Source organism: Rhodococcus sp. IEGM 1318 (assembly GCF_033142465.1).
In the GTDB taxonomy this organism is placed as follows: domain Bacteria; phylum Actinomycetota; class Actinomycetes; order Mycobacteriales; family Mycobacteriaceae; genus Rhodococcus_F; species Rhodococcus_F qingshengii_B.
The window spans coordinates 597,956-620,268 of record NZ_JAWLSC010000002.1 but is presented as its reverse complement, the minus strand read 5'-3'; the positions used below and the strand labels follow the sequence as shown (position 1 = coordinate 620,268).

Sequence of the window (22,313 nt, the reverse complement as noted above, 5' to 3'; positions counted from 1 at the left end):
GTCGAATGTTCAGTTCCGACGTTCCGCCGATCAGCCTGGGCAGTTGGCCGACGCCCGTCGAACCTTTGGCGCGTTGCGCGAAGGCACTCGGATTGGGGCCGGAAGACCTGTGGATCAAACGTGACGATGTCACCGGACTAGGCGGTGGCGGCAACAAGATCCGAAAGCTGCAGTATACCTGCGCTCAGGCTTTGGCCGTCGGCGCGACGACTTTGATCACTACCGGTGCACCGCAAAGCAATCACGCTCGGTTGACTGCATCCTCAGCAGCCCGTTTGGGATTGCGTTGTGTGCTGGTGCTCGGTGGTGCCGAGCCGGAATCCGCGCAGGGAAATCTCGTTCTGGATGCACTCGCGGGCGCTGAGATCGTCTGGGCCGGTGGGGACACGGCATCCGCGGTCGACGCCGCGGTGCAGGCCGTCGCTGACTCGGGCGGAGTTCCTTTTGTCATTCCCTTCGGTGGTACCAGCGCGGTGGCCGCGCAGGGTTACGTCGACTGCGCACGCGAGATCGAGCAGCAACTCCCCGGAGTGGAACGCGTCGTGGTTGCACTCGGATCGGGAGGAACGATGGCTGGACTTGTCGCGCATCTGGGCGTCGACAGAGTTGTCGGCGTCGATGTCGGGGCTGTTGCCGATCCAGTGTCGACTGTCGCTGGGTTATTGGACGAGATGCCTGGTCCGACCGTGCGAGCCGCGGATCTTCAGATCCTGCGAAACCAAGTTGGACAAGGATATTCGACGCTCACGGAAGCATCAGCCGGCGCGATCCGATGTTTGGCTCGTACGGAGGGCATCTTCCTCGACCCGACGTACACCGGCCGAGCCTTTGCGGGATTGATCCAACTCGTGAAGGACAAAGCCATCACGGCGGGATCAAAAACGGTCTTCCTGCACACCGGTGGGTTACCTGGCCTGTTCGGACATCCCGAACTGTCGACGCTGCGGTGAGCGAGCAGATCGACTACCCGCTCAGCAGCCCGCTCGACGAGCTGTCCGAGTGGCAACGCGTCGTGCGACCGCTGCGTGTCAGTGCCGACGGGTATCTGCGTTTGGCGACCAATCGGCTGTCAGTCGACTCCGACTACACGTGGGAGATGCACCGCCACAGCGATCACGAATTGCTGTGGGCGATCGACGGTGTTCTCGAGGTCCGTACTCCGGAGACTGTGTACACGGTGCCGAGCGGGGTCAGTCTGTGGATCCCGTCCTATGTTCCCCACGAGGTGACGGCGCGTAGCGGCACAGAATTGTCGTGCACGTGGTTGGTGGCATCCGATGTGACCGGGTTGGATCGTGTGGTGGCCTTGTCCACCCCTCCGCTGCTCGAACAAGTACTCGATCACCTCACCCGAGACGACTTGACCGACGCGGCTCGTCGACGAGCCGAGGCGTTTGCCATCGACCTCGTCGAACCCGTTCCGCGACTGATTTTCGATGTGCCGCTGCCGACGACGCCGTGGCTTCGGCAGATCGCAGATCAGTTGGTTGCCAGCCCGGCCGACACCCGATCGGTCGAGGAGTGGGCCACCGACGCGAAGGTCAGTACGAGGACTCTCACACGAAGGTTTCCGGCCGAAACCGGATTGACCTTCTCGGAATGGCGTATGCGACTGCGGGCTCATCATGCGATGCAACTTCTGGCACTTGGTCGAAGCATCTCGTTTGTATCGAGGAGGACGGGTTTCCGTTCCGAAAGCGCGTTCGGTGCGGCTTTTCGTCGCACGATGGGTGTGACCCCGGGGGAGTTCGCAAGCCTGATCGATCATCCGCGCGCGCCAATGACCGATTGGCTACAGGACTAGTCCGAACAGCGACTCAAAGCACCTCGATCGGACTTGTGTCGTGCCACAGAATGAACTTAGGGTTGGCTAAACAATCACCTCTGTAGGAGTTCTGCGTGCGCGCAATTCGATCATTTTCTTTCGGTTCCAGAGTCATCGCAGCGGCGGCAGTTGCCGTTGTCGGTGCGATGGTGGTGACTGGCTGTTCCTCGTCATCGGCCGACTCCGAGCCGACGGACGTCCGGACCGTTGCATCGGCATACGGGGACATCGAGGTTCCCGCCTCGCCGGAGCGCGTCGTCGCCGCGTCGTACGACACTCCTTGGCAGCTCATGTCCCTCGGAGTGAAACCGGCTGCTGTGCAGGACTACGGCAAGTGGATCAGTGAATTCACGCCGGAGCAGCAGGCCTTCGTCGACGGGCTCCCGACCATCGGGCCCTACGGGGAAATGAACTTCGAAGCGATCGCTGCGGCAGATCCCGACATCATCGTCGGCGACGCCGACGAGGTGGACCAAGCGGCGTTCGACCGTCTGTCTGGCATTGCGCCCACTGTCATCGTCAAGGGCGAGAGTCGAGGCGACTGGAAGACGATCACCACGGAGATCGCCGAGGCGATCGGCAAGACGGACGTGCTCGAGTCGACGCGCACTGCCTACGAAGAGAATCTCGAACGTGTTCGTGGCGAGTACGCGGACGTGATCGCGAACAACAAGTGGATTCACATTTCGCTCGGAGACGCACCCGGCGCTTTCTCGGTTCAGCAGCCCACTGGTGCGATCGGCAATTTGGTCGTCAACGAACTCGGATTGGCGTACGGGCCCGGTGTTCCGACCAATTACACCGCTGCCGGATACGAGTCCTACCCGATGGAGCAGCTGGCCGACATCATGAACGGTGTGACGGTCGTGCTGTATCCGCTGAACGCGGACGGGTCGACCAGTGCGGCGGTTCAGGCGGTCCTCGACGACAACCTCTTCACGAGGCTGCCGGCGGCGCAGGCTGGCCACGTCTTCGGATTGCAGTCGAGTGTCACAGATTTCGTGACCGCGAACGGTTGGCTGAACGAAGTGAAAACGAAGGTGTTTGCAACGCTCTGACGCTTGCTCACCTTTTGACTGCGCGCCCGCAACTGACCAGTTGAGGGCGCGCAGTCTTTTTGGTTGCCGCTCCGGGTGAGAATCCTGTCCTCTGCTTATGATTTCTGTCACGGCTGGTTACCGTTACTTCGTTGAACCGGACCAGGGCTGGTCTTGCCAGACCCTTGACGTTTCGAGGCGCGGCAAAAGGTTGATGCGGTGTCCATTGCCGCAGATCGATGGGGTATTTTGTCCGAATCAGCTGTCGGGGTGAACAGTGGCTACTCGGGGGAGAGCGCGTGCCGGACATGTGTCCCGGTCGGGTTTCCAGTAGGGCGTCGTGCGTTCACGGCCACATCCGTCAGCGCGCGAGTCGTGGTTTGCTGAGCGTGAACGGTGCGTGGGGCGAATCGTTCGAGGGGACGAAAGGCGAGATCGGCGAATGACAGCGACTTCCGACGCACGGCATACCGAATCGAAGGCTGTCCAGAACACCGACTCGCCGTCTGGCGAAAACCCGCGCTGGCGCGACCGCAAAAGGTACCTGTGGCCGCTCGGATTGCTGATTCCACTCAGCCCGTTCATCTCCTGGTTTCTCGTCGACAACCTTCGTCTCGGATTGTTCTGGGCGACCGGCGCGTGGCTGCTGGTCATCGTCATCCCGATCATCGACATGTTGGCTGGTGAAGACGGCGAAAGTCCGCCGGACGATGCGATCCCACGACTGCAGAAGGACCGCTACTACCGCTGGTGCACTTACGCGTTCCTCCCCTTGCAATACGCCGGTCTGGTCTTCGCCTGCTGGTGCTGGATCAACGCTCCGATGGGAATCGCGGAGAAGATCGCGATGTCGTTCACGGTGGGTGTCGTCGCCGGCGTCGGTATCAACGCGGCCCACGAGCTTGGCCACAAGAGCGAGAAGAGCGAACAGTGGCTCGCGAAAGTGGCGCTTGCGCAATCTCTCTACGGGCACTTCTACGTGGAACACAATTTCGGCCACCATGTGCGTGTAGCTACTCCGCAGGACCCGGCCAGCTCACGGTTCGGTGAGAGCTTCTGGAGGTTCTTGCCACGAAGTGTGTTCGGCGGGCTGCGTTCGGCATGGCGCATCGAGAGCGCGCGACTCCAGAGGAAAGGCAAACGAACCTGGAGCTTCGAGAACAATATTCTCAACGCTTGGGCGATGAGTGTTGTCCTCTTCGCGACGCTGATCGGTATCTTCGGTTGGGAGGTCGCGCCCTGGCTCCTGCTGCAGGCAGTTGCCGGATTCACCTTCCTCGAAGCGGCGAACTACCTCGAGCATTACGGTCTGCTGCGTGGCAAGCGTGCTGACGGCTCGTACGTTCGCGCCAGCCCCGCTGACAGTTGGAACAGCGATCACGTCGTGAGCAATCTGTTTCTCTACCAACTGCAGCGGCACAGCGATCACCACGCCAACCCGAAGCTGCGGTACCAAAGTCTGCGTAGCGCGGCCGAAGCGCCGCAACTTCCGGCCGGCTACGCAGTGATGATCGTGATCGCGTGGATTCCGCCCTTGTGGCGCCGGGTGATGGATCAGAGATTGTTGGACTACTACGAGGGCGACACAGATCGAATCAACGTCGGCTGATCACGTAGCCGTCCGCTGAACTGTTCGGAGTTGTCGTCTCAGCGACCGTCATCCCACACGGTGTTACCGCTTGCGGTCGTCGAAGGGTAGTCCTGGACCGCGTCCCAGTGTTCGACGATTTTGCCGTTCTCGTCGAATCGGAAGATGTCCATCGAGCCGCTGCCGGCCGTTCCCTCACCGGACGAAGCGAAGGTCTGAACAAAGACGAAGTCGCCCTCGGCTACCGTCCGTGGAAACTTGGTGGCCTTGTCTCCGGTAACGGGTTCGATCCCGGCCAGTGCGGTGACAAATGCGTCCTTGCCGTCAGCGAACGAGGGGTTGTGCTGGGTGTAGGTCGGACCGACCAGCTGGTCGGCAGCCTCGGCGGCTTTGCCTTCGTTGAAGGCGAGCTGCAGGAACGTCAACGCGTTGGCCGTGTTGCGCTCCAAAACTTCTGACGACTTGGACGGCGACGAGGTGGGTCCGTCGAACATCGTGTTCGGATTTGCGGACGTTTCCGGCACGTCTTGAATGGCATCCCAGTGTTCGACGATCTTGCCGTTGTCGACGCGGAAGATGTCGAATACTGCCTGGCCGCGGTCGCCGGGTGCAGACGTGGTGTGAGACTGGAGGGCAACCAGATCGCCCTCGGCGAAAACACGAGTGATCTCGGCGTGCAATCCGGGTGTGGCCTCGACGTAACCGCCGATGCCGCTGACAAATCCGGCTGCCCCATCGGCGGCAGTGGGGTTGTGTTGGATGTAGACGTCGCCAAGGTACCGGTCGGCGGCTTGCTGTACCTGACGGCCGTTGAACGCCAGTTCGTAGAAGTCCGTGACGACGGTCTTGTTGGATTCGAGTTGATCGCCCTGTTCGGCGACAACGCTCGTGGACGTCGCAGAGCTGCTGGGCGTTGCGGATTCCGCGTCGTTAGAGCACGCGGTGAGCAGGAGGGCGGCGGCAGCGGGAACAGTGATCCAGGCTGCGCGTCTACGAAGGTTGCTCATGTTCAGTGTGCGACGGTGAAACGCTGGCGACGGTGGGCCGGAGTCTCGATCTCGTCGACAAAAGCGTGTGCGTAGTCTTCGCCCGCGATGGCGGAGTTACCCTCGGCGTCCGTCAGGAGAATGTCGCCACCCAACTGGAACGATCCCTTCGGGGCGACGCCGGCATGGGCACCGAACGCTGCGGCCGGGCTCACGTAGAACCAGTCGACATTGCTGTCAGTTGCGCGGAGCGCGTCGAGGACGTCGGCGTGAGCGAGCGCCTCACCCTTGTATGCGTCCGGGAAATCGGGGGTGTCGACGACGCGCGGCCCACCCTCGGCGACCAACAGGCTGCCGGCGCCACCGACTACGGCAATGCGAGCACCGTTGCGTGCGGCGGCATCTGCGAGGGGAGTGACGGCGTCGAGCAGGCGCTTGCCGTCGATCTCGCGAGCGGGGATGGCAACGACAACGACGTCGTTGTCTGCCGTGATCTGCTCCACGATCGTGTTGTCGTGAACCGAACCCTGCACGGCATTCGTGTCGGTTCCGGACTGCGCGCTGCGAGCGACGACGGTTACCTCGTGGCCGCGTGAAGCGGCTTCTTTCGCGATTGCGCTTCCTGCAAAACCGTTTCCACCGAATACTGCGATCTTCGACATGGCGTGTGCCTTTCCTTGATGTCGTCGTTGTGCTTGTAGTAGTAAATTTATTCACCTGGAAGGTCGATGTCTCGGTCAGATGCGGGCAATAATTGGTGAAAAACAGACATCTTGATGACGGTGGGCCGATTGCTTCGGGTCGAAGTTGCGAACCGTAGGGTTGGTACATGACTCTCACCGCCGACAACAACGCAGGTCCGCTGGCAATCGAGCGCTCGGACGTCGAAGCTGCGCGGACTCGTATCGCAGGACTGGCGCGGCGTACTCCCATCTTTCGAACTGCGGTGCCGACACCACACGGCGAGGTGCCGGTTCTGTTCAAGCTCGAGTACCTCCAACACGGCGGCTCCTTCAAGGTGCGCGGCAGTCTCAATGCCGTGGAACGAGCGGTCGCCGACGGCACCATGCCTGACGCAGGCGTGGTGATCGCGTCCGGCGGCAACGCTGCGATCGGCGCTGCGTGGGCCGCGCGGCGCCGAGGGCTCACCTGCACAGTGGTGGTGCCGGAGACAGCGCCCGAAGCGAAGGTGAAGGCACTTGGGGAGCTGGGTGCAACCGTTCACAAGGTCGGCGACCGGTATGCACTCGCCGCTGCCGCTGCGGCGGACATCGCACGCTCGAGCGGTGCGCTCGAACTGCACGCCTACGACCTGCCCGACATCGTCAGCGGAGCCGGGACCATTGCTCTCGAGATCGAGGACGACGCATCCGGACCGATCACGTATTGCGTTGCAGTCGGCGGCGGCGGCTTGGTCTCTGGAATCGTCGCGGCGGCTCGTCCCGAAGATCAAGTGGTAGCCGTCGAGCCGACCGGGGCTGCCACCTTGCGCACCTCGCTCGATGCGGGGCGTCCGGCCGATATCGAAGTGAACAGTATCGCCGGGGACTCATTGGGGGCCACACGGATTGGCGCCATCGCCTGGGAGACACTGCACGAGAGTTCGGTTAACAGCGTTGTGGTCGACGATGATTCGATCCGGCAGGCGCGGGCGTTCCTGTGGCGGGAGTTCCGGATCCTGGTGGAGTTGGGAACCGCGGCAGCAATGGTTCCGGTTTTGAACGGAACGGTGACGCCGCCGTCCGACGGTGAATTGTGCGTCGTTTTGTGCGGTGCCAACACGCATCCGACCGACCTGTAATTTTTTGCGTATTTCTTTGCCTGCGTGTGAGAAAGTCCCAGGTGGGTACCTCTCGCAGTATGAGTACCAGCAGCATTATCTGGATAATTGTTGCCGTGGTCGTGGTGATAGCGATCGTGGCCGCACTCCTGTGGGTGGCGCGAAACAGGCGCGACGAGCGTCGTCACATCGAGGCAGAACAGATCCGCGAAGACGTCGCAGACAAGTCGCTGCAAGTAGGCGAGCGCGAGGCGCGGGCAGAAGAGACAGCAGCCAAAGCGCGCATGGTGCAGGCTGAGGCCGACGCCAAAGCGGCGGAAGCGTCTGCGCTGCAACATCATGCAGCGCAACATCGGAAAGAGGCGACGAGTTCTCGCGAGGAACTGAACCAGCAACGAGATCATGCAGACACGATCGACCCCAAGGTTCCCAACCCCGAAGAACCGCGGTCGACGCCGGATCAGAACCCTCGAAACCCTTGATCTCGAAACACTTGATGCAGGCGTTCGAGGGAAGCGTCTGCCCGTATATGGTTCGACGATCATGATGAACAAAGAATCGTCACCGCAGGACCAGAAAAGTGTCACGTCCACGGCGGCTGACGTCGCACAGAACAATGTCTTCGAGCGCTTTGCCCGCGCAGGATTCGTCGTCAGCGGTGTGGTTCATCTGCTGATCGGATATATCGCGATCCGCCTTGCTCTCGGTGGATCCGGGTCTGCGGACCAATCGGGTGCGATGGCCGAGTTGGCAGGAAAACCAGGGGGTGTCTTCGCTCTGTGGGTCGGCGTCGTGGCCTTCCTTGCCATGGCGTTGTGGAGATTGGCCGAAGCTGCGTTGGGGAGCTCGTCGTCGCCGTCCTCGGACGACAAGAAGAAGGAGTTCTTCAACCGCGCAAAGGCTCTGGGCATTTCGCTCGTCTATTTCGGTTTTGCTTTCACTGCATTCGGATTCGCCCGCGGAAGCGGGAAGTCCAGCAGCGGTCAGAGTGCGGGAATCACGGCGCGTTTGATGGAGAACACGCTGGGGACTATCGCATTGGTGATCGGTGGGATCGCGATCATCGCTGTGGGTGTTTACCACGTGTACAAGGGCGCGAGCCAGAACTTCCTGGATGATTTGAAAGGCACACCCAGCAACTTCGTGCGCCGACTCGGAACCGTCGGGTACGTCGCCAAGGGCTTGGCCATCGCTGCTGTCGGCGTTCTGGTTCTTCTCGCGGTCAACAGTTCCGAACCCGGCAAGTCCTCCGGACTCGACGGAGCGTTCAAGACGCTGGGTGCGCAGCCGTACGGAGTGGCCCTGCTGATCCTTGCCGGATTGGGCATCATCACCTACGGGCTCTACTGCTTCGTGATGGCACGCTCGACGAAGATGTAGCGCCCGCGGGTAAGTGGGTCTATCCGAATGACCCGGTCTGGAAACCGACGTCGCTGCCCGACGAACTTCCCGTCGAGCTACCGAATATCGGTCGTCTCGGAACCAGATCATGCATCAGGTTCACTGCTGCAGGGTCGATCATTGCCGCATTTCCACCGTTCGCCAGAATCGTGATCGACCAGCCGCTGTCGGGAACCAACAGGGTGATGCAGTTGGATCCCGAGCTGTCTCCGTTCTTCTTGGCGAACCGTTGTGGGAAGTTCGGCGTCGGGGGTTGGAGCTGCCACGCCATTCCCATTCCGAATGCAGGATTCTCCGGAGCTTGCGTGTCGATCTGCTCGAGCATCGAAGTCAGGACCGGTTTGAGCGGGTTGTTGCCATAGCCGAGAGTTGTTGCGGCCCAGATCGACATGTCCTCGGCGGTGCTGACGAGGCCACCCCCGCCTGCGATCGCACCCGTGTTGTTCCATAGAGGCGCTCTTGTGCCGTCGAGGTAGTACGGAACGGCCAGGTCGGTTGCTTTGGTCTCGATCACGGTACCCATCATCCCGAGCGGGTCGGTGATTTCGCGGGCGACTGCTGCCGCGAAAGGCGGCTTCTCCTGTCCCGGAATGATCTTGTCTGCCATGAGTGTGCCGAGCAGTCCGAACCCGAAGTCCGAGTACAGCCAGTGGCTACCGGGGGCGAACTCCAAGGCCCCGGGAGCCCGGAGTCCTTCCCAGAGCATGTCTCTCGTGTACTTCGCTTTCTCGTCCACGCAGGATTGTGTGGGATCTGCGCACCCAGCCGAGAGATTGGGTGGGTCGTCGCTAAGACCGGAACGGTGGGTGACCAGTTGGCGAAGCGTGATCTCCTCGCCACTGCTGCCTTTTGGCAGCGGGTTGCCATCCGAATACTTGCTCGCCAGGTCGTCCAATCCGACTTCTCCCCGAGCGATCAGTTTCGCCAGTAGTGCAGCGGTGAAGGTCTTGGTCTCCGAGGCGATCTCGAATTGCGTTCGTGGAGTGACTCTCACGCCGTTTTCGACGTCGGCCTGGCCGTAGTGGTACGTAGTGGTGACACTCGCTTTGCGGTTCTTCTCATCCGGTTTGACGATGGCGAAGGCAAGGCCAGGGACTCCGCTGTTCAGCAGTGTCTCTGCGACTCGCTGTACCGCTTGAGCTTCTGCAGGATCGCCGACCCGCGAACCTGGATTGGGCGCAGTGGGGCCGGCGGCGCTGGCGGTCGAGGAGGTCGCGAGGGTTATGACGGCGGTTGCCGCCAGCCCTGCAACGCTGATGAACTGTCGTCGTGACGTCCGGGCGGACCCTCGATCCTGGTTTTCCATTGTTTGCACATTACAACCAGAGTCGACTGGTTTGACTGTTTTGTCGGAATTGCCAAGGTGTGCTCCTTAGACGATGGTTTCGCTAAATCACGCCGCCGTTGACGTAAATGACCTGGCCGTTGACCCAACGAGCTGGGCCGGCGAGGAACGCGACAGCCTCCGCGATGTTCACCGGTGTGCCGAGGGGTTCCAGGGGAGCCAACTTGGACGGATTCTCCACTGTAGCTTCGTCTTTCCCGTCCAGGAATAGATCGGTGGCCGTAGGGCCCTGGGGCTACGGCGTTGACCGTGATATCGCGTCCCCGTAGCTCTTTCGCGAGAACCGGAGTGATCGGGTCGACAGCACCTTTGGTGGCGGGTACGCGGCATAAGTCGGAAACGCCAGCTTCTTCACAGAGGTGGAGAAATTGATGATCGCACCACTGCGCCGGACACGTCTGACTGCCTGCTGGTCGACCACGAAGGTCCCTCGGACGTTGCCGCTGCATCCGATCGAAATCGTCGAAGTTCAATTCTGCGACGGTGGAGAGGATCATGTGCTGTTCCAGTGGGCCATGTGTCGCTGAACCAGATCCGGTGTTCCGGCGAAAGTGGGCGTGGGCTGGCTGTGGCCGGCCTGGGTCTCTGCTACCTGTCGCTGGTCGTCATCGGAGGTTTCGTACTAGTGGCTGTGTCCGCGGCGTATCGATAATTTGGGTCGCGCGTCAGAGCGGGATCGGCAGGAGGGGCTCGATGTCGCAGGTGCGAGGTCCGAACAGGCTCGCGGTCCGGGCGCGAATGGACGGAAGTGCTTCGTAAAGGCTCCCGCCGAGGCGGTGGAGGGAGTTGAACGAGCGTGATTCCCAGACCGGGAACTCGCCGTCGGTGCCGCGGGATGCTGTGTCCCACAGCAGTGCGTCGCCGTTTTCGCTCCATCCGAAAACCTGCAGCGAGTCAAAGAGTGACCAATCGCCGTCGGGTTCGATCATCCAATCGAACTCGTCATCCTGTCCTTCTCTGTAGACCGAATGAAGATGAGCGGTGAGGTTGCGGGCGCGCCCTTGCCAGCCGTCGGCAAATCCGGGAAGAACGGGCGGATAGATGAGCCAGAGTCCGAAGGTCCGCGCCCACCCTGCGTGCCGGATGAACGCTCGGTAAGAACCGGGGAAGCCATTATCGTCGGGAAATCGATAGGAATCCATAAGGGCAAAATCGATATGCTCGAGCGTCGGTCGGCCGTCTACCGTCAGCGCGTTGGGTCCCTGTGCAAACACACCCTCAACGCTAGCAATAGGGGACACCGTGCCGCCCTTTCCGGCTATCGAAGCACGCCGGAATGGGTCACCGAGGCGTGTGCTCGGTGACCTCCGGGTTCAGAGTCGTGTGGAGGAGCGGCGGGGTTTTCGGTCGGGGTCAATGCCTGGCGGTGGGATGAACCAGGGCAGGTGATCAGCGCCTATCTGGATTTCCCATTGTCCGGTGAATCCGGGTTTTCGGTGCATCAGGGTGTGGTGGGTTCGGCAGAGTAGGACCAGGTTGTCCATGACGGTTGGTCCTCCTTTGGCCCAGTGTTTGATGTGGTGTGCGTCGGTCCAGGCGGGGACGCAGTCGCAGCCGGGGAAGGCGCATCCTTTGTCGCGGGCGATCAGGGCGGTGCGTTGTGCCGCGGTGACAAGCCTTTTGAGTGGGGTGACGTCGAGTGGGGTGCCGTTTTCGTCGAGGAGGACGGCGCCGAGCATGCAGTCGCAGGCGATCATGCGGGTGCGGCCGACGCTCAGTGGTCCCATCCAGGGCATGTGGCCGACATCGAGATCTTGTTTGTCGAGATCCGGCATGCCAAGGTCCAGGGTGTCGAGGTCGTCACGGTCGGACGGGTCGGTAGTCGTGGTGCGGCCTGTTGAGTCGCCTGCGGTGGAGGCGCATTCACGGTGGTAGGCCAGGTCTTTGGCGTTGATGTGTACGTTCAGGTGTGGGCGTTGGCCGCCGTCGATGCCGGTGGCAGCGTTGTCGAGGTAGCGCCGGATGAGTTCTGCCATGGCGTCTGCGTTGCGTGTGGCGGCGGGTCGTTTGTCGGGTGCGCCGTCTGTGCCGGGGGTGGGCATCGGGAGGTTGGAGAGGGCGGAGAGAAGCATTTCGCCGGTCACTCCGTCGAAATCGCCTCGTACGGCGATTCTTCCGTTGAGGGTCGCGGAGATGTGTAGTTCGTTGCGGTCGGTGTCTTCGCTTGGCGGTATGTCGTCGGATTCGAACATGTGCTCGAGGACGCTGATGGCGTAGCGCAGTTTGACGGTGGTCGCTTCGGTTCCGGATGCTGCGGCGAGGAGTGTGTCGCGGCAGTACGGTAGTGCGGCGTCGGGCATTGCCTTGGGTGGGGATTCGCAGAACGCCACGATCAGTGCTGCGTGCTCGAAAGTGAGGTCGCCGGCATCGAATTGGTCTTCGATCTCGGGGAATGACCGTAGGGCTTTGCCCAGGGCTGCGATTCTTCTGCCGGCGGGGATTTGCAGCATGGTGTGGTTCGCGAGCCACTGTCCGGTGCCGCGGTAGCAGAGTACTTGTTCGTCCGGGTTCAATGTCAGGGTGTCGACGGCGGCCACTCGAATGGCTTCCAGGCGAAGGATTTCCGCTGATGCGGCGATGGCGATCTCGCGGACGTCGGTGGGGTGCAGCCGCCACAATCGTCCGCGCACACCCACTGCGGAGCTGTTGACCACGGCAGTGACAGCGTCGTCGGTGATGTTGATCGTCATGAGAACCCCCCGTTCCATCTCCCATCGTACTCGAACAAACTTTCGAGTCAAGGATTCTTTCGGGAAGGCGAAGACGATCGCGTTGACGTGATTCTGTTGTTCGAGAGCAGATTCCGTCACCGCTCGACTCGTTGGAGGAAGGGGCGAGACCAGGCGCCGAGTGCGAGCACGGCGAGGATCGTCTGGGCCAGTCCGGTGGTGAAGAAGATGCCCTGCAGCGGCGACCAGGCGAGAACGATGGCGATCTCGACGAAGATCCAGATAATCATGGTCAGCCCGGCGGCGGCGTGCAGGCCCCATGCCAGACGGAACCTGTTGTGCTGAGCGAAGAGTGCGACGGCTTGGATGCCTCCGACGACGACGCCGAGGAGGATTCCGGGCCAGAAATATGAAGGGAAGACGGTTCCCTCGATCCACTCCGGAGGCAGGCCCATCCCGCCGCCGATCGTCAGGCCCGCCATTCCTACGAGCGCAGAGAGCAGGTTGAGCCACGCGATGGCGGACAGACCGATCCGGAGACCCCGTGGAGGGAGCGATGTGGACGTCATGCCAGGCAACGATAGAGAGGGTCAGTCGAGCCCGTCCATGTTCCTGCGCGTTGCCGCGCTGGCAGCGTCGGCATCACCCGCGACGATGGCTTCCACCAGATCTCGGTGGGCAGCGGCTTCGTCGTCGATCGATTCGGGGTTTCGCGCCGCGACGTCGGTGATCACGTCCAGGGCTGAGTTGCGGAGCGTTTCGATGAATGAATCGAACACCATCGACAACACGCTGTTGTGTGCAGCATTTACCACAGCGCGATGTAGTTCCATGTCAGCGTCGACAAATTCTGTTGGTGTCGAAGCATTTTCACGGGCTTCGAGTGCCGCCCGTAACAGGTCGACGTCGGCGGAAGTTCGACGCATGGCAGCCAGGCGGCCCGCTTCCACTTCCAGAAGTCTGCGTACTTCGTAGACTTCGCGGCGGTCCGAGCGTTTGAGTTCTCGCTCGAGTTCTGTGACCGGAGTCGAGGACATGACGTAGGTGCCGGATCCTTGATGAGAGTAGAGCTGACCCGACGCGATCAGTGCGCGCACGGCTTCCCTGCCGGTCGAACGCCCGACTCCGAGGAGCGTGCTCAGATCCTGCTCGTTCGGGATTTTGGTCCCGACCGGCCACTCGCCGTCGCCGATGAGGCGCGCAAGTTCGTCTGCGGCTTTCTGTACCAGTGACTGCTGCTTGACCTGGCGCACTGCCATGTGTCTGCTCCTGACTGACTCGGTGAACCGCCGTGGAGCGGCCCACCGAGTGACACTTCATGTCCTCCGATGAATCTTCAGACTACGGTGCAGTCTGTCGGGTTATCGAAGGGCGATGACGTCCAGTTCGCGCTCCGTCTCGTCCTCCGGGTCGAGGCGTCGATCGCGCAAGGTGAATGCGATGACGGCTCCTACCAATAGCACTGCAGTTGTCGCCCCGATCGCCATGCGCGGCCCGTAGCGATCTGCCAGGTAACCGAACAGCGGAGAGGCGATGCCTCCCACTGACATTGCGAGTCCGAGCGTCACCCCACTTGCCGTGCCTGGGCGGTTCGGTAGGTAGTCCTGCGCCAACGTCACCTGTGGCGCGAAGGGCAAGAACATCGCGAATCCGAGACAGACGATTCCAAGTTCGGCAAGTGCCACGTTCGGAGCCGCGGCGAGCAAAGCCAGTGAAGGTACCGCAAGCAGGTAACCGAGTCGGATGGATGCACGTCGACCACGACGGTCCGCGAGGACTCCGCCCAGTAGCGTGCCGGCCGCTCCCGCCAAGGTGAAGGAGGACAACACGATTGCTGCACTCGAGGACGATCCGTTCAGTCCGTTGAGTACGTACGGTGAGACCAACGACAGCGTGGTCACATATGGAATTGACCAACACACCGTTACCAGCACGAGTCGGGTGAACGAGCGCCAATCATCTGACACGGGACCGTTCGCTGCTAGCTGCGAACTCAACGACTGGGCTGATTCGGTGTCCGTGCCTGTGCCGGCCGATCGTGATTGGGCGACGATCCACCAAATAGCCGCTACCACTGCAGGAACTGCGAGCAGGTAGCCGCCGGACAATCCGAGCGAACCGACCACGAGCGTGACGAACGGTGGCGCCAGTGAGGCTCCCAACGTGCCGCCCACGGAGAACACGCTCATGGCCTTCTGCGAGTGACCTCCAGCTGCGCGTGCCAAATTTGTGGCGGGCGGATGGTATGCGGCAATGCCGATGCCGGCCAAAGCAATTGCCAGCCAAGTAACGATGTAGGTGGTGCTCATCGCGGCCACGACAATTCCCGTTGCGGCCGTCACAAAACCTGTGGGTACCAGCCAATTCCGGCTCTTTCGATCGACCAGCATGCCGAATGCGGGTTGCACGACACTGGATAGTCCGGTCGCGGCGAGCGTGATTCCGGCAACCGCGGAGTAGGAATATCCGCGTTCCAGCATCATGAACGGCAACAGTGCAGGCACAGCCCCCTGGTGCAGATCGTTCACGACGTGTGTGCCGGTGAGAAACGCAACTTGCCCCTTCTTCATCTCCTTGGGCATCCCTTCGTTCAGGTCTTCAAGTCCTCAGGTCCTCTGAGGACTTGAAACCTACATGAACCCACGGACGCACGGTTGTGTTGGAGACCTGGATCTCATTCGCGACGACTGACTAACTCGCAGCAGTCGCGGCATTGCGGGCGGCGAGTTGTGCGAAAGCGTGGGTCAGTTCTGCCGGGCCGACGACATCGATGTCGGTGTCGAATCGGTTGAAAGAGGCTGCCAGCGCCGTCCAGGACCATGATCCGGCTTCGAGGCTGCACTGGTCGGGGCCAAGATCTTCGACGGCGCCGTCCTCGACAAAGGGAAGAACATAACTGGCTGGTCGATGGAGAACGACCTTGCCGTGGCACGGCCATTTGTTGATATGTTCCGATCCCTTGAAGCGTGCGGCCACGTATTCGCTCACGTCACCGCCGGGGATCCCCTTCGGTGTGAACCGCGGGCCGTTCGGGGTGCGTGGAGTGATGCGATCGGCGCGGAAGATTCGCCAGTCGTCTCGCTCGAGATCCCACGCGACGAGGTACCAGCGACGCTTGGAGGTCACCAGATGATGTGGCTCCACGCGGCGTGGGGGTGTTATTTCGATGTTGTCGGTTGAGCGGCCGTTCGAGTAGTCGAAGCGGAGCACCTCGCGAGCGCGCACCGCTGCGGAAATCGCTACGAGCACCTCAGGGGACACCGAGGCTGCGTCGCTGAAATCGGCCGAAATCGTGGTGAACGTGAGTGCGTCGAGGCGATGACGCAGACGCGACGGCATCACTTGCCGCACGGTGGTCAGCGCACGCACTGCGTCCTCTTCGATGCCGACGCCGGTCAGCGTCGCCGCCTGCAGAGCGACTGCCAAGGCGATGACCTGATCGTCGTCGAACAACAGGGGCGGCAGCTCGCTGCCGGCGTCGAGTCGGTACCCACCGTCCGGGCCCATGGTCGCCGCAATGCTGTAACCCATCTCCCGGAGCCGGTCGATGTCGCGGCGGACCGTGCGGTGGCTGATGTCGAGCCGCTCGGCGAGTAGAGCGCCCGGCCAGTCGCGCCTCGTCTGCAAGAGAGACAGCAGATTCAAGAGCCGAGTGGTGGTCGCCATGTCGTGAGACTACGACGAGTCTAGGACGAAAACAGTCCTATACGGCTGTGAGAGTTGACGCTGCAAGGGAAAACCCGCGCGACATTCTTTTCAGGAGCAGACATGAGCATCAAGACAACGACTCACCTCAATTTTCGCGGAGACGCCCGCGCGGCTCTGGAGTTCTACCAGTCCGTCTTCGGTGGCCAGATCACGATTGCAACCTACGGCGACTTCGGGATGCCCAAGGATGTGCCCGGCGCTGAGAACGTCGTGTTCGGCCAGGTCGAAACCACGGACGGCTTCAGCGTGATGGCGTACGACATCCCAGGACAGTCGGGCGGTTCGGCCGGCAACGCAGGCATGACGCACCGCGAGAACGGCACCACGATCACCGACCAACCGTTCTTCGTCTCGGTTCGCGGTGAATCGCTCGAAGAGGTGCAGAGTTACTGGGCCAAACTCTCTGTCGGTGGATCCATCATCGAGGGTCTTGCCGCCGCGGCGTGGAGCCCCGGTTTCGGCATGCTCACCGATGCGTTCGGGGTGGCGTGGATCCTCGACGTCGCTGCCGGCGAAAACCCGGCCTGATCATTCAGACGACAAAGCCGCTGGCACCGAAAGGTGTCCAGCGGCTCCAGCGCGTGCCCGTCTTGCGCCTCTCGGCAAGTGGCCACTCGAAGTGGCAATTCTTTCGGTGGTACCCGGGGCAAAGAATCGAACACCGACACCCTCTGCAACGAACTTCTACGCAGAGTTATTCCACGCTGACTTGTATCGCTGTCAGTCGTGGCCGTGCCCACCGCTCAGCTTCGGCAGAGCCGGGCGACAACGGCTTCGATTGTCTGAGGTGCGCGTCGTAGCAGTGTTGCCAGGTCATTGGACTCTTCGCTGAAGACCCCTTTGCGAATCAGTGGAAAGAGGACAGCAAAGGATCCGGTTTCGAGGTCGTCCACCTCTCTGTGCTCGATCGTCCTTCCGAGTTCCGCCGAGACCGATTCGGCGAGTTGATCGAAGGTCCAGGCCGGGCCTCGAAGTTCCCACAACTGCTTGGCGGGAGGGGATGTCAGTGCGATGACTGCTGCTTCGGCGAGATCGGCAATGGAGGAGGTGGCCAGAGAACTTCCCGCGCCGGCGGAAATGATGGGGCCTGATTCCATGTCGTGAATTACTTTGGCAGCAAATGCATCCGAGTAGAGCGCATTGCGGAGAACAGTGTGGCTCACGCCGATCTCCTGCAGTTCGATTTCCGTAGTGCGATGCCCGGGATCATGCTGCGCTCCCATTGCACTCGTGTACACGATGTGCTCGACGCCTGCCGAGACCGCCTCCTGCACAACGGCTTTGTGTTGGGCGATTCTGACATTCGGATCGAGTGCCGGACTCGATACGAACAGTAGACCGTCGATTCCTCTGAAAGCGGTCCGCAAACTCGCGCGATCCGTGTAATCGCCGATTCGCGTATCGATCCCTCGGCGGCCGAGTGCATCAGCTTGGGTAGTGCTTCGGACCAACGCCAAAGGTTTCGGCCCGGTCTGTGCCTGCAGGATACTCAGCGCAGCGCCGCCCAAATTTCCGGTGGCTCCGGTGACGAGAAAGTTCTTCATGTACGTACTCCATAGTTGGATTCTGTTGAGTGGTCAGATAGGGACTCGGTTATCGCGAGTCCCTATGAAGGCACACAGAATCGCCATCCCAGGGCGGAGTAACAAGGTACTGCTGCGGATGGTGGTCAGGACGTGCGGCAAGAATGCATTGATGCGACTGTAGCAGGACGAATGAACCGAGCGGCCAGCCTGCATATCGAGATTGCCCGGTGAGAGGCACGAAAACGGCGCAGGCCCCCATCTCGGAGTGCGATGGGGGCTTGACGTGAGGATCTGAATCAGCCAGTGACGCCGGTTAATTCGTTCGGGATGTGATCGAGGGTGGTCTCGGTCAGGATGCTGCCGTCTTCGAGGTCGACGGCGATCAGCTTCTTTGACGTGGGATCGGTGACGTACGCGGTGTGGTCTTCCACGAAGAGTGCCGGCCTGGGCTCTTGCCACTTGGTGGGCTCGGTCCATGCGTCGATGACGGCGATCTTCTTGGTGACGACGCCGGTGTTCGGGTCGATGACGTGGATGGCGCCGTCGGTGCCGAGCACCAGTGCCTCTCCGTGCGGTCCGCGGCCGAGTGAGCGGAAGGTGTAGCTGGTGCCGAGGTCGACGAGCTTGAGTTCGGACGTCGTCGTGTTGGTCAGCGAGACCCGTTGCGGACGTTCGAGTTCGGCGTCCTTGTCAGTCTTGTAATCACCCAGCACGATGTCCGACTCCTCCGAGCCTGCCTGATTTCCGATGCGGCCGTAAGCATCCGGACTCTGGACCTTGGTGATCGCTCCGTTCTTGTACACGAGCAACCCGTCCTGGCAGCCCAGCACGATGGCTTCGCCGGCAGCGACTGCTTCGCCGTGGACACCGGGGCACTGTTCGTTGCGCAGGATTTCCTTGCGGTCGGCATCGAGGATGGCAATGCCGTTGCGGGACTCCGAATTTCCGATGGTCGTCAACAGGCTGCCGTCGGCAAGTGCGACCGCAACGCCGTGATGGGGTTCTGGCGTGGTGTACGTCTCGACGCGGGGTTGGCGTTTTGCCAGTTGCGCCGGATTGAAGATCTCGACGAGTCCCGAGCCGTCGTTGAAGAGGACAGTCTTTCCGGCATGGCGTACAACGTGTCCGGGCTCGTTGGCTGCGAACTCGACGTCGGACATCGCGGGATCGGCTGTGTAGTAGTGGGAATGGTCGCCGTGGGCCGAGGACCACGTGCCGGTGTCGAGCACCTTGAACGCCTCGCCCGACGAGATCATGACGTGGCGACCGTCGCCGGCCGGGTTGAGTCGCGTGAAGCCGTCGATCTTGGTCTCGCCGACCACGTCGAGCGAAGTTGCATCCAGCACCAGGACGCCACCGTCGTAGGAGACTGCGAGACGTGGTGTTGCCGAGGCTTGTTCGGTGGGTGCGGACGCGGTTGTCGTGGTGGTCTCCGACGCTGCCGAGTCCTTGTTGTCGGACGAGCAGCCCGTAACGAGGGCGAGTGAGAGGCCTACTGATGTGGCAAGGGTGAGGCGCCGCGACATGCGGGTATTGAGGTGCATGGTTATAGATTTACCGCTTAATGTAAATGATTGTCAAAGTCGAGTATGCGAATGTTCGCATGTCAGGCTTGGGCACCGCGCTCGAGCATTCGCGAGGCGATGGCCCCGAACACGAGTTCCCAGAAGGTCGCTCCGGTATTGAGCGGCTGAGAGCACGCCTGCGTTTCCTTCGCCGCGTACGGAACGGTCGCGTCGAACGCCTGACCGCGACCTTGGATCATGGCCTTCCGGTTGCACGGTTCTGAAGGTCTCCGTCATCGAGTGCATGGTCGAAGGGCATTCCATGCGCCACAGTGTTGTTGGCTGCCGCGCACGCGTAGTAGCCGAAGAGGCTGCGCCCGAATGATGGCGCGTACGCGACGTAGCGACGGCTTAAAGGACAATGTCTTTGGCCAACTGATCCAACTCGAGCAAATTGGCGCCGACGGCGCTTCCGCTTTTAGTTCCAGTGCAGGTTGGGCGGCGTGGTCTTCATACACCAGTGGGCCCGCGCCTCGCGACGGGAAGCCGGTTTGTTGGCTTGAAGTTGAGGTTCGTCTACTGCTCTCGGGCCGTCGCTCGTTCCGAGTGCAGGTGAGGTGGCGACTGGGAGGCGTCAGCGTGGCTTCGACGCCCCATCAGGTAAAAGGCGATAGTGGCCGGCGTGATGGTTGCGAGGGAAACGTAGGACATAGCACTGACTGGAGACGGTGCGGGGAAGAAGATTCCGTTGAGATAGATCCATGAGGTTGCGACGGCGCCGGCGATCAGTGCTGCGATTGTCACGGTGGTGGCTGCGCGCTCGCGGAAGAGGAGCATCACGGCGCCGATGCTGATGACGGCGTAGGGGCTCACCCAGAAATAGACGACCAGGGTTGACACTGCGTTATAGATAGAGGGGAGTGGGCCCGTGGCGCCGATCACCAAGGTGCAAATGCCGACGAGACCACCGAGAACGATCAGCAGGATTGCGGAAGCAGGGCTGTGGAATCGGGAGTGTATGCGTGTGAACCTTTGTGGTAGAAGCTTTTCGGCTGACAGGGTGGCGACGAAGCGGGATCCGTAGTTGACGAATCCGATCAGTGCGGCGAAGGTCGCTACGGCGACAACGAGGTCCGTCATTTGTCCCATCGCGGTCGGTAAGCCCGCATTCTCGGCCAGGGCGGCGGGGGATGATGTGCCGGAAAGGATTTGGTCGGACGTCTCCGTGATTCCTGGTGCCTGTAGGAAGGTTGCGATCACGTACAAGGTTCCAAGCACAATGGGGACACTCATCACGGCGGCCGGCACATTCTTCTTCGGGTCGCGGGTCTCTGCGGCCAGGGCCGCGCTTCCCTCGAAACCGACCAGGAACGCAGTTCCGGATGCGATGCCGGCCACGATCCCGCTGACGGACGCGCCCTGAAGAGTCAGTTGTTCCTGCAGATGTAGACCAGTGTGAATCGCACTCGCCCCGGTAATGACCAGCAACAGTGGAAGGCAAATCGCGGTGAGTAGGACCGCGATCACGATCGAAACATCTAGGCCGCGACAGGTGATCGCCGCGACAATTGCTGCGGAGGCGAGGTAGATCGCGATTTGTGCAGGGCGACCGAGGCCGCCGTCGATGCCGACAGATTGCAGAAAGCTACCGCTGTACGCGCCGATGACCAGCAAAATGCTTGCGACCATCGCCAGATACCCGAGGAACAACGAGGCTGCGATCAGTGACTGGGCCCATCGCCCGAATACTTCACCGGCGTAGGAGTAGAGCGATCCGGAGGCGACATAGCGGCTGGCGAAGACGGTTACTGCTCTGCCGACGCAGATGACTGTCAGCGCTGCGAGCAGAGCAGCGACCCAACCACCGAGTCCGGCGTTGAGTACCAGCAGCATTGGAAACGACGCCATGCCGACGGCAGGGATCATTGACGAGATGGCCAGCGAGGTCAGTTGAAGGCGGCTGAGATGGCCGGATTCAAGGTTGATGGACTCCGTATCAGTCTGTGCTACAGCGTTATTCGACGAGTGATTCATATGTGCGTCCTTGAATTGGTGCACTGTCGAGTGCGGGCAGGGGTTATATGCCGGGATAGGCCGCGATCGCGCGTGTGAGGATCGGGAAAGCCCTCAGAAGATGGTGATGTCAGTCACATGACTGAGTCGATCGACTGAGATTAGCTTCGCCCCTGCTGTTCGTCAATGAGTTCCGGAAAATTCTTTGAATGCAGCCGCGGTATTTGGATGACTACGGGCACGACTGTGGCCCGACGCTGTCGATTGCAACGCCGGGCGGGAAACGGGAAAGCTCTAGTGGGGCGGGTGGATCGAATCGATGATGCCGACGATCGCGGACGAGATGGCGTCGAGTTCAGGTGCGCTCACGCCGGTCGTGCCAGTTGCGAGATTTTGCATGTAGATTCCGTCGATCGCGCCGATCGTGTAGCGGGCGAGCAGTGTGGCGTCGCTGCCGTCGATGTCGGTTGCGTGCCGAAGCTCATCGGCGAAGGCGGATATGTACGTCGTGTAGCTGGCTCCGGCGAGTTCGGCCTTGTCCGGATTGCGCAGCGCCCACAGCAGCAGCTCGTATTGGGCGATCGGGACGTCCCGATCGGTGTGGAGAAGATCTTGGAAGCGTTCGAGCAATGAACGGATGATCTCTTGTCGTGTCCGGCCAGTCGTCGATACCAGGCGTGATCCCACTGTGGTGGCACGAAACATGTCGTCCACGGCGGTGTAGATCTCTCCTTTGCCGTCGAAACTGTAGTGCAACGCGGCGAGGTTGACTCCGGCTTCGTCGGCGATGCGGCGGGTGGTCGCCGCGGCCAGTCCGTCGCGAATGATGACTCGGGCGGCGGCCTCGACGATCGCAGTCCGCCGCTCGGATGCTGTCAGGTACGCCATTCGCTTTACCGTTCACCTTCTCGTTGTCGTGGGACTCCAGGG

General features: G+C 61.4%; 23 protein-coding genes and 1 pseudogene. 9 read left to right on the top strand and 15 right to left on the bottom strand.

Annotated features, from left to right (window positions below):
• The first annotated feature begins 5 nt into the window (after positions 1–5).
• The 4 genes from R4P65_RS07270 (at position 6) to R4P65_RS07255 (ending at position 4,471) form a co-directional block, all read left to right on the top strand.
• On the top strand, positions 6–950 hold the full coding sequence (locus R4P65_RS07270; RefSeq protein ID WP_317825989.1) for a D-cysteine desulfhydrase family protein: 945 nt from the start codon (positions 6–8) through the stop codon (positions 948–950).
• Positions 947–1,804, top strand: a complete 858-nt coding sequence (locus tag R4P65_RS07265) for a helix-turn-helix transcriptional regulator (protein ID WP_021331765.1) — start codon at positions 947–949, stop codon at positions 1,802–1,804. Before R4P65_RS07270 ends, R4P65_RS07265 begins: the two co-directional genes overlap by 4 nt.
• A gap of 95 nt (positions 1,805–1,899) precedes the next feature.
• On the top strand, positions 1,900–2,883 hold the full coding sequence (locus tag R4P65_RS07260) for an ABC transporter substrate-binding protein (RefSeq protein WP_317825988.1): 984 nt from the start codon (positions 1,900–1,902) through the stop codon (positions 2,881–2,883).
• A gap of 421 nt (positions 2,884–3,304) precedes the next feature.
• Positions 3,305–4,471, top strand: coding sequence for an alkane 1-monooxygenase (locus tag R4P65_RS07255; RefSeq protein WP_317825987.1), 1,167 nt, complete (start codon positions 3,305–3,307; stop codon positions 4,469–4,471).
• Between the two features lie 38 nt (positions 4,472–4,509).
• Here the strand turns inward: R4P65_RS07255 and R4P65_RS07250 are convergent, their stop codons facing one another.
• Both R4P65_RS07250 and R4P65_RS07245 read right to left on the bottom strand, forming a co-directional pair.
• Positions 4,510–5,457: a nuclear transport factor 2 family protein gene (locus tag R4P65_RS07250; RefSeq protein WP_060937856.1), complete on the bottom strand. Its 948-nt coding sequence runs from the start codon at positions 5,455–5,457 to the stop codon at positions 4,510–4,512.
• 2 nt (positions 5,458–5,459) lie between these two features.
• Positions 5,460–6,098, bottom strand: coding sequence for an NAD(P)-dependent oxidoreductase (locus R4P65_RS07245; protein ID WP_317825986.1), 639 nt, complete (start codon positions 6,096–6,098; stop codon positions 5,460–5,462).
• A gap of 167 nt (positions 6,099–6,265) precedes the next feature.
• On the opposite strand from R4P65_RS07245, the gene R4P65_RS07240 reads away from it, so the two are divergent.
• From R4P65_RS07240 to R4P65_RS07230, 3 genes are all read left to right on the top strand, one after another.
• Positions 6,266–7,237: a serine/threonine dehydratase gene (locus R4P65_RS07240; protein WP_020909411.1), complete on the top strand. Its 972-nt coding sequence runs from the start codon at positions 6,266–6,268 to the stop codon at positions 7,235–7,237.
• 59 nt (positions 7,238–7,296) lie between these two features.
• Entirely contained in the window at positions 7,297–7,698 is a 402-nt protein-coding gene (locus tag R4P65_RS07235) for a hypothetical protein (RefSeq protein ID WP_020971062.1), read from the top strand.
• A gap of 61 nt (positions 7,699–7,759) precedes the next feature.
• Positions 7,760–8,596, top strand: coding sequence for a DUF1206 domain-containing protein (locus R4P65_RS07230; RefSeq protein WP_019745667.1), 837 nt, complete (start codon positions 7,760–7,762; stop codon positions 8,594–8,596).
• A 19-nt stretch (positions 8,597–8,615) separates the two neighbouring features.
• On the opposite strand, the gene R4P65_RS07225 is transcribed toward R4P65_RS07230, so the two are convergent.
• Entirely contained in the window at positions 8,616–9,923 is a 1,308-nt protein-coding gene (locus R4P65_RS07225) for a serine hydrolase domain-containing protein (RefSeq protein ID WP_317825985.1), read from the bottom strand.
• A gap of 82 nt (positions 9,924–10,005) precedes the next feature.
• Positions 10,006–10,459, bottom strand: a pseudogene (locus R4P65_RS07220) (SDR family oxidoreductase); the annotation flags it as partial.
• 11 nt (positions 10,460–10,470) lie between these two features.
• Between R4P65_RS07220 and R4P65_RS33125 the strand changes: the two are divergent.
• Positions 10,471–10,614 (top strand): DUF4190 domain-containing protein, encoded by a 144-nt coding sequence (locus tag R4P65_RS33125; RefSeq protein WP_347874929.1) that lies wholly within the window; start codon positions 10,471–10,473, stop codon positions 10,612–10,614.
• A gap of 13 nt (positions 10,615–10,627) precedes the next feature.
• Here R4P65_RS33125 and R4P65_RS07215 read toward each other — a convergent pair whose 3' ends face one another.
• The 6 genes from R4P65_RS07215 to R4P65_RS07190 all read right to left on the bottom strand — a co-directional run bounded on the left by R4P65_RS07215 (position 10,628) and on the right by R4P65_RS07190 (position 16,297).
• Positions 10,628–11,176: a hypothetical protein gene (locus R4P65_RS07215; protein WP_317825984.1), complete on the bottom strand. Its 549-nt coding sequence runs from the start codon at positions 11,174–11,176 to the stop codon at positions 10,628–10,630.
• 99 nt (positions 11,177–11,275) lie between these two features.
• Positions 11,276–12,652 (bottom strand): HNH endonuclease signature motif containing protein, encoded by a 1,377-nt coding sequence (locus tag R4P65_RS07210; protein ID WP_317826138.1) that lies wholly within the window; start codon positions 12,650–12,652, stop codon positions 11,276–11,278.
• Positions 12,653–12,768: 116 nt separating this feature from the next.
• Positions 12,769–13,200: a hypothetical protein gene (locus R4P65_RS07205; RefSeq protein ID WP_317825983.1), complete on the bottom strand. Its 432-nt coding sequence runs from the start codon at positions 13,198–13,200 to the stop codon at positions 12,769–12,771.
• A gap of 21 nt (positions 13,201–13,221) precedes the next feature.
• The gene (locus tag R4P65_RS07200) at positions 13,222–13,890 is read right to left on the bottom strand and encodes a FadR/GntR family transcriptional regulator (RefSeq protein ID WP_317825982.1); all 669 of its coding nucleotides are present in this window, start codon (positions 13,888–13,890) and stop codon (positions 13,222–13,224) included.
• 102 nt (positions 13,891–13,992) lie between these two features.
• A complete protein-coding gene (locus tag R4P65_RS07195) occupies positions 13,993–15,201 on the bottom strand; it encodes an MFS transporter (RefSeq protein ID WP_317825981.1) in 1,209 nt (402 codons plus the stop codon).
• Between the two features lie 121 nt (positions 15,202–15,322).
• Positions 15,323–16,297, bottom strand: coding sequence for a helix-turn-helix transcriptional regulator (locus R4P65_RS07190; RefSeq protein ID WP_317825980.1), 975 nt, complete (start codon positions 16,295–16,297; stop codon positions 15,323–15,325).
• A gap of 102 nt (positions 16,298–16,399) precedes the next feature.
• On the opposite strand from R4P65_RS07190, the gene R4P65_RS07185 reads away from it, so the two are divergent.
• On the top strand, positions 16,400–16,867 hold the full coding sequence (locus R4P65_RS07185) for a VOC family protein (RefSeq protein ID WP_317825979.1): 468 nt from the start codon (positions 16,400–16,402) through the stop codon (positions 16,865–16,867).
• Between the two features lie 215 nt (positions 16,868–17,082).
• On the opposite strand, the gene R4P65_RS07180 is transcribed toward R4P65_RS07185, so the two are convergent.
• The 5 genes from R4P65_RS07180 to R4P65_RS07160 all read right to left on the bottom strand — a co-directional run bounded on the left by R4P65_RS07180 (position 17,083) and on the right by R4P65_RS07160 (position 22,271).
• Entirely contained in the window at positions 17,083–17,883 is an 801-nt protein-coding gene (locus R4P65_RS07180; protein WP_317825978.1) for an NAD(P)H-binding protein, read from the bottom strand.
• Between the two features lie 278 nt (positions 17,884–18,161).
• Positions 18,162–19,409 (bottom strand): zinc metallochaperone AztD, encoded by a 1,248-nt coding sequence (aztD, locus tag R4P65_RS07175; RefSeq protein ID WP_317825977.1) that lies wholly within the window; start codon positions 19,407–19,409, stop codon positions 18,162–18,164.
• A gap of 62 nt (positions 19,410–19,471) precedes the next feature.
• Complete coding sequence (locus R4P65_RS07170) at positions 19,472–19,630, bottom strand: hypothetical protein (RefSeq protein WP_317825976.1); 159 nt, start codon at positions 19,628–19,630, stop codon at positions 19,472–19,474.
• A 316-nt stretch (positions 19,631–19,946) separates the two neighbouring features.
• Positions 19,947–21,404, bottom strand: a complete 1,458-nt coding sequence (locus tag R4P65_RS07165; protein WP_317825975.1) for an APC family permease — start codon at positions 21,402–21,404, stop codon at positions 19,947–19,949.
• A 273-nt stretch (positions 21,405–21,677) separates the two neighbouring features.
• Positions 21,678–22,271, bottom strand: a complete 594-nt coding sequence (locus R4P65_RS07160; RefSeq protein WP_230817490.1) for a TetR/AcrR family transcriptional regulator — start codon at positions 22,269–22,271, stop codon at positions 21,678–21,680.
• Positions 22,272–22,313 lie beyond the last annotated feature (42 nt).

What these genes read in the sequence shown, in the direction of transcription:
- R4P65_RS07270 (WP_317825989.1), top strand. Translation starts at nt 6, where the DNA reads ATGTTCAGTTCCGACGTTCCGCCGATCAGCCTGGGCAGTTGGCCGACG.
- R4P65_RS07255 (WP_317825987.1), top strand. Translation starts at nt 3,305, where the DNA reads ATGACAGCGACTTCCGACGCACGGCATACCGAATCGAAGGCTGTCCAG.
- R4P65_RS07250 (WP_060937856.1), bottom strand. Translation starts at nt 5,457, where the DNA reads ATGAGCAACCTTCGTAGACGCGCAGCCTGGATCACTGTTCCCGCTGCC.
- R4P65_RS07245 (WP_317825986.1), bottom strand. Translation starts at nt 6,098, where the DNA reads ATGTCGAAGATCGCAGTATTCGGTGGAAACGGTTTTGCAGGAAGCGCA.
- R4P65_RS07240 (WP_020909411.1), top strand. Translation starts at nt 6,266, where the DNA reads ATGACTCTCACCGCCGACAACAACGCAGGTCCGCTGGCAATCGAGCGC.
- R4P65_RS07235 (WP_020971062.1), top strand. Translation starts at nt 7,297, where the DNA reads ATGAGTACCAGCAGCATTATCTGGATAATTGTTGCCGTGGTCGTGGTG.
- R4P65_RS07230 (WP_019745667.1), top strand. Translation starts at nt 7,760, where the DNA reads ATGATGAACAAAGAATCGTCACCGCAGGACCAGAAAAGTGTCACGTCC.
- R4P65_RS07225 (WP_317825985.1), bottom strand. Translation starts at nt 9,923, where the DNA reads ATGGAAAACCAGGATCGAGGGTCCGCCCGGACGTCACGACGACAGTTC.
- R4P65_RS07210 (WP_317826138.1), bottom strand. Translation starts at nt 12,652, where the DNA reads ATGACGATCAACATCACCGACGACGCTGTCACTGCCGTGGTCAACAGC.
- R4P65_RS07205 (WP_317825983.1), bottom strand. Translation starts at nt 13,200, where the DNA reads ATGACGTCCACATCGCTCCCTCCACGGGGTCTCCGGATCGGTCTGTCC.
- R4P65_RS07200 (WP_317825982.1), bottom strand. Translation starts at nt 13,890, where the DNA reads ATGGCAGTGCGCCAGGTCAAGCAGCAGTCACTGGTACAGAAAGCCGCA.
- R4P65_RS07195 (WP_317825981.1), bottom strand. Translation starts at nt 15,201, where the DNA reads ATGAAGAAGGGGCAAGTTGCGTTTCTCACCGGCACACACGTCGTGAAC.
- R4P65_RS07190 (WP_317825980.1), bottom strand. Translation starts at nt 16,297, where the DNA reads ATGGCGACCACCACTCGGCTCTTGAATCTGCTGTCTCTCTTGCAGACG.
- R4P65_RS07185 (WP_317825979.1), top strand. Translation starts at nt 16,400, where the DNA reads ATGAGCATCAAGACAACGACTCACCTCAATTTTCGCGGAGACGCCCGC.
- R4P65_RS07180 (WP_317825978.1), bottom strand. Translation starts at nt 17,883, where the DNA reads ATGAAGAACTTTCTCGTCACCGGAGCCACCGGAAATTTGGGCGGCGCT.
- aztD (WP_317825977.1), bottom strand. Translation starts at nt 19,409, where the DNA reads ATGCACCTCAATACCCGCATGTCGCGGCGCCTCACCCTTGCCACATCA.
- R4P65_RS07170 (WP_317825976.1), bottom strand. Translation starts at nt 19,630, where the DNA reads ATGATCCAAGGTCGCGGTCAGGCGTTCGACGCGACCGTTCCGTACGCG.
- R4P65_RS07165 (WP_317825975.1), bottom strand. Translation starts at nt 21,404, where the DNA reads ATGAATCACTCGTCGAATAACGCTGTAGCACAGACTGATACGGAGTCC.
- R4P65_RS07160 (WP_230817490.1), bottom strand. Translation starts at nt 22,271, where the DNA reads ATGGCGTACCTGACAGCATCCGAGCGGCGGACTGCGATCGTCGAGGCC.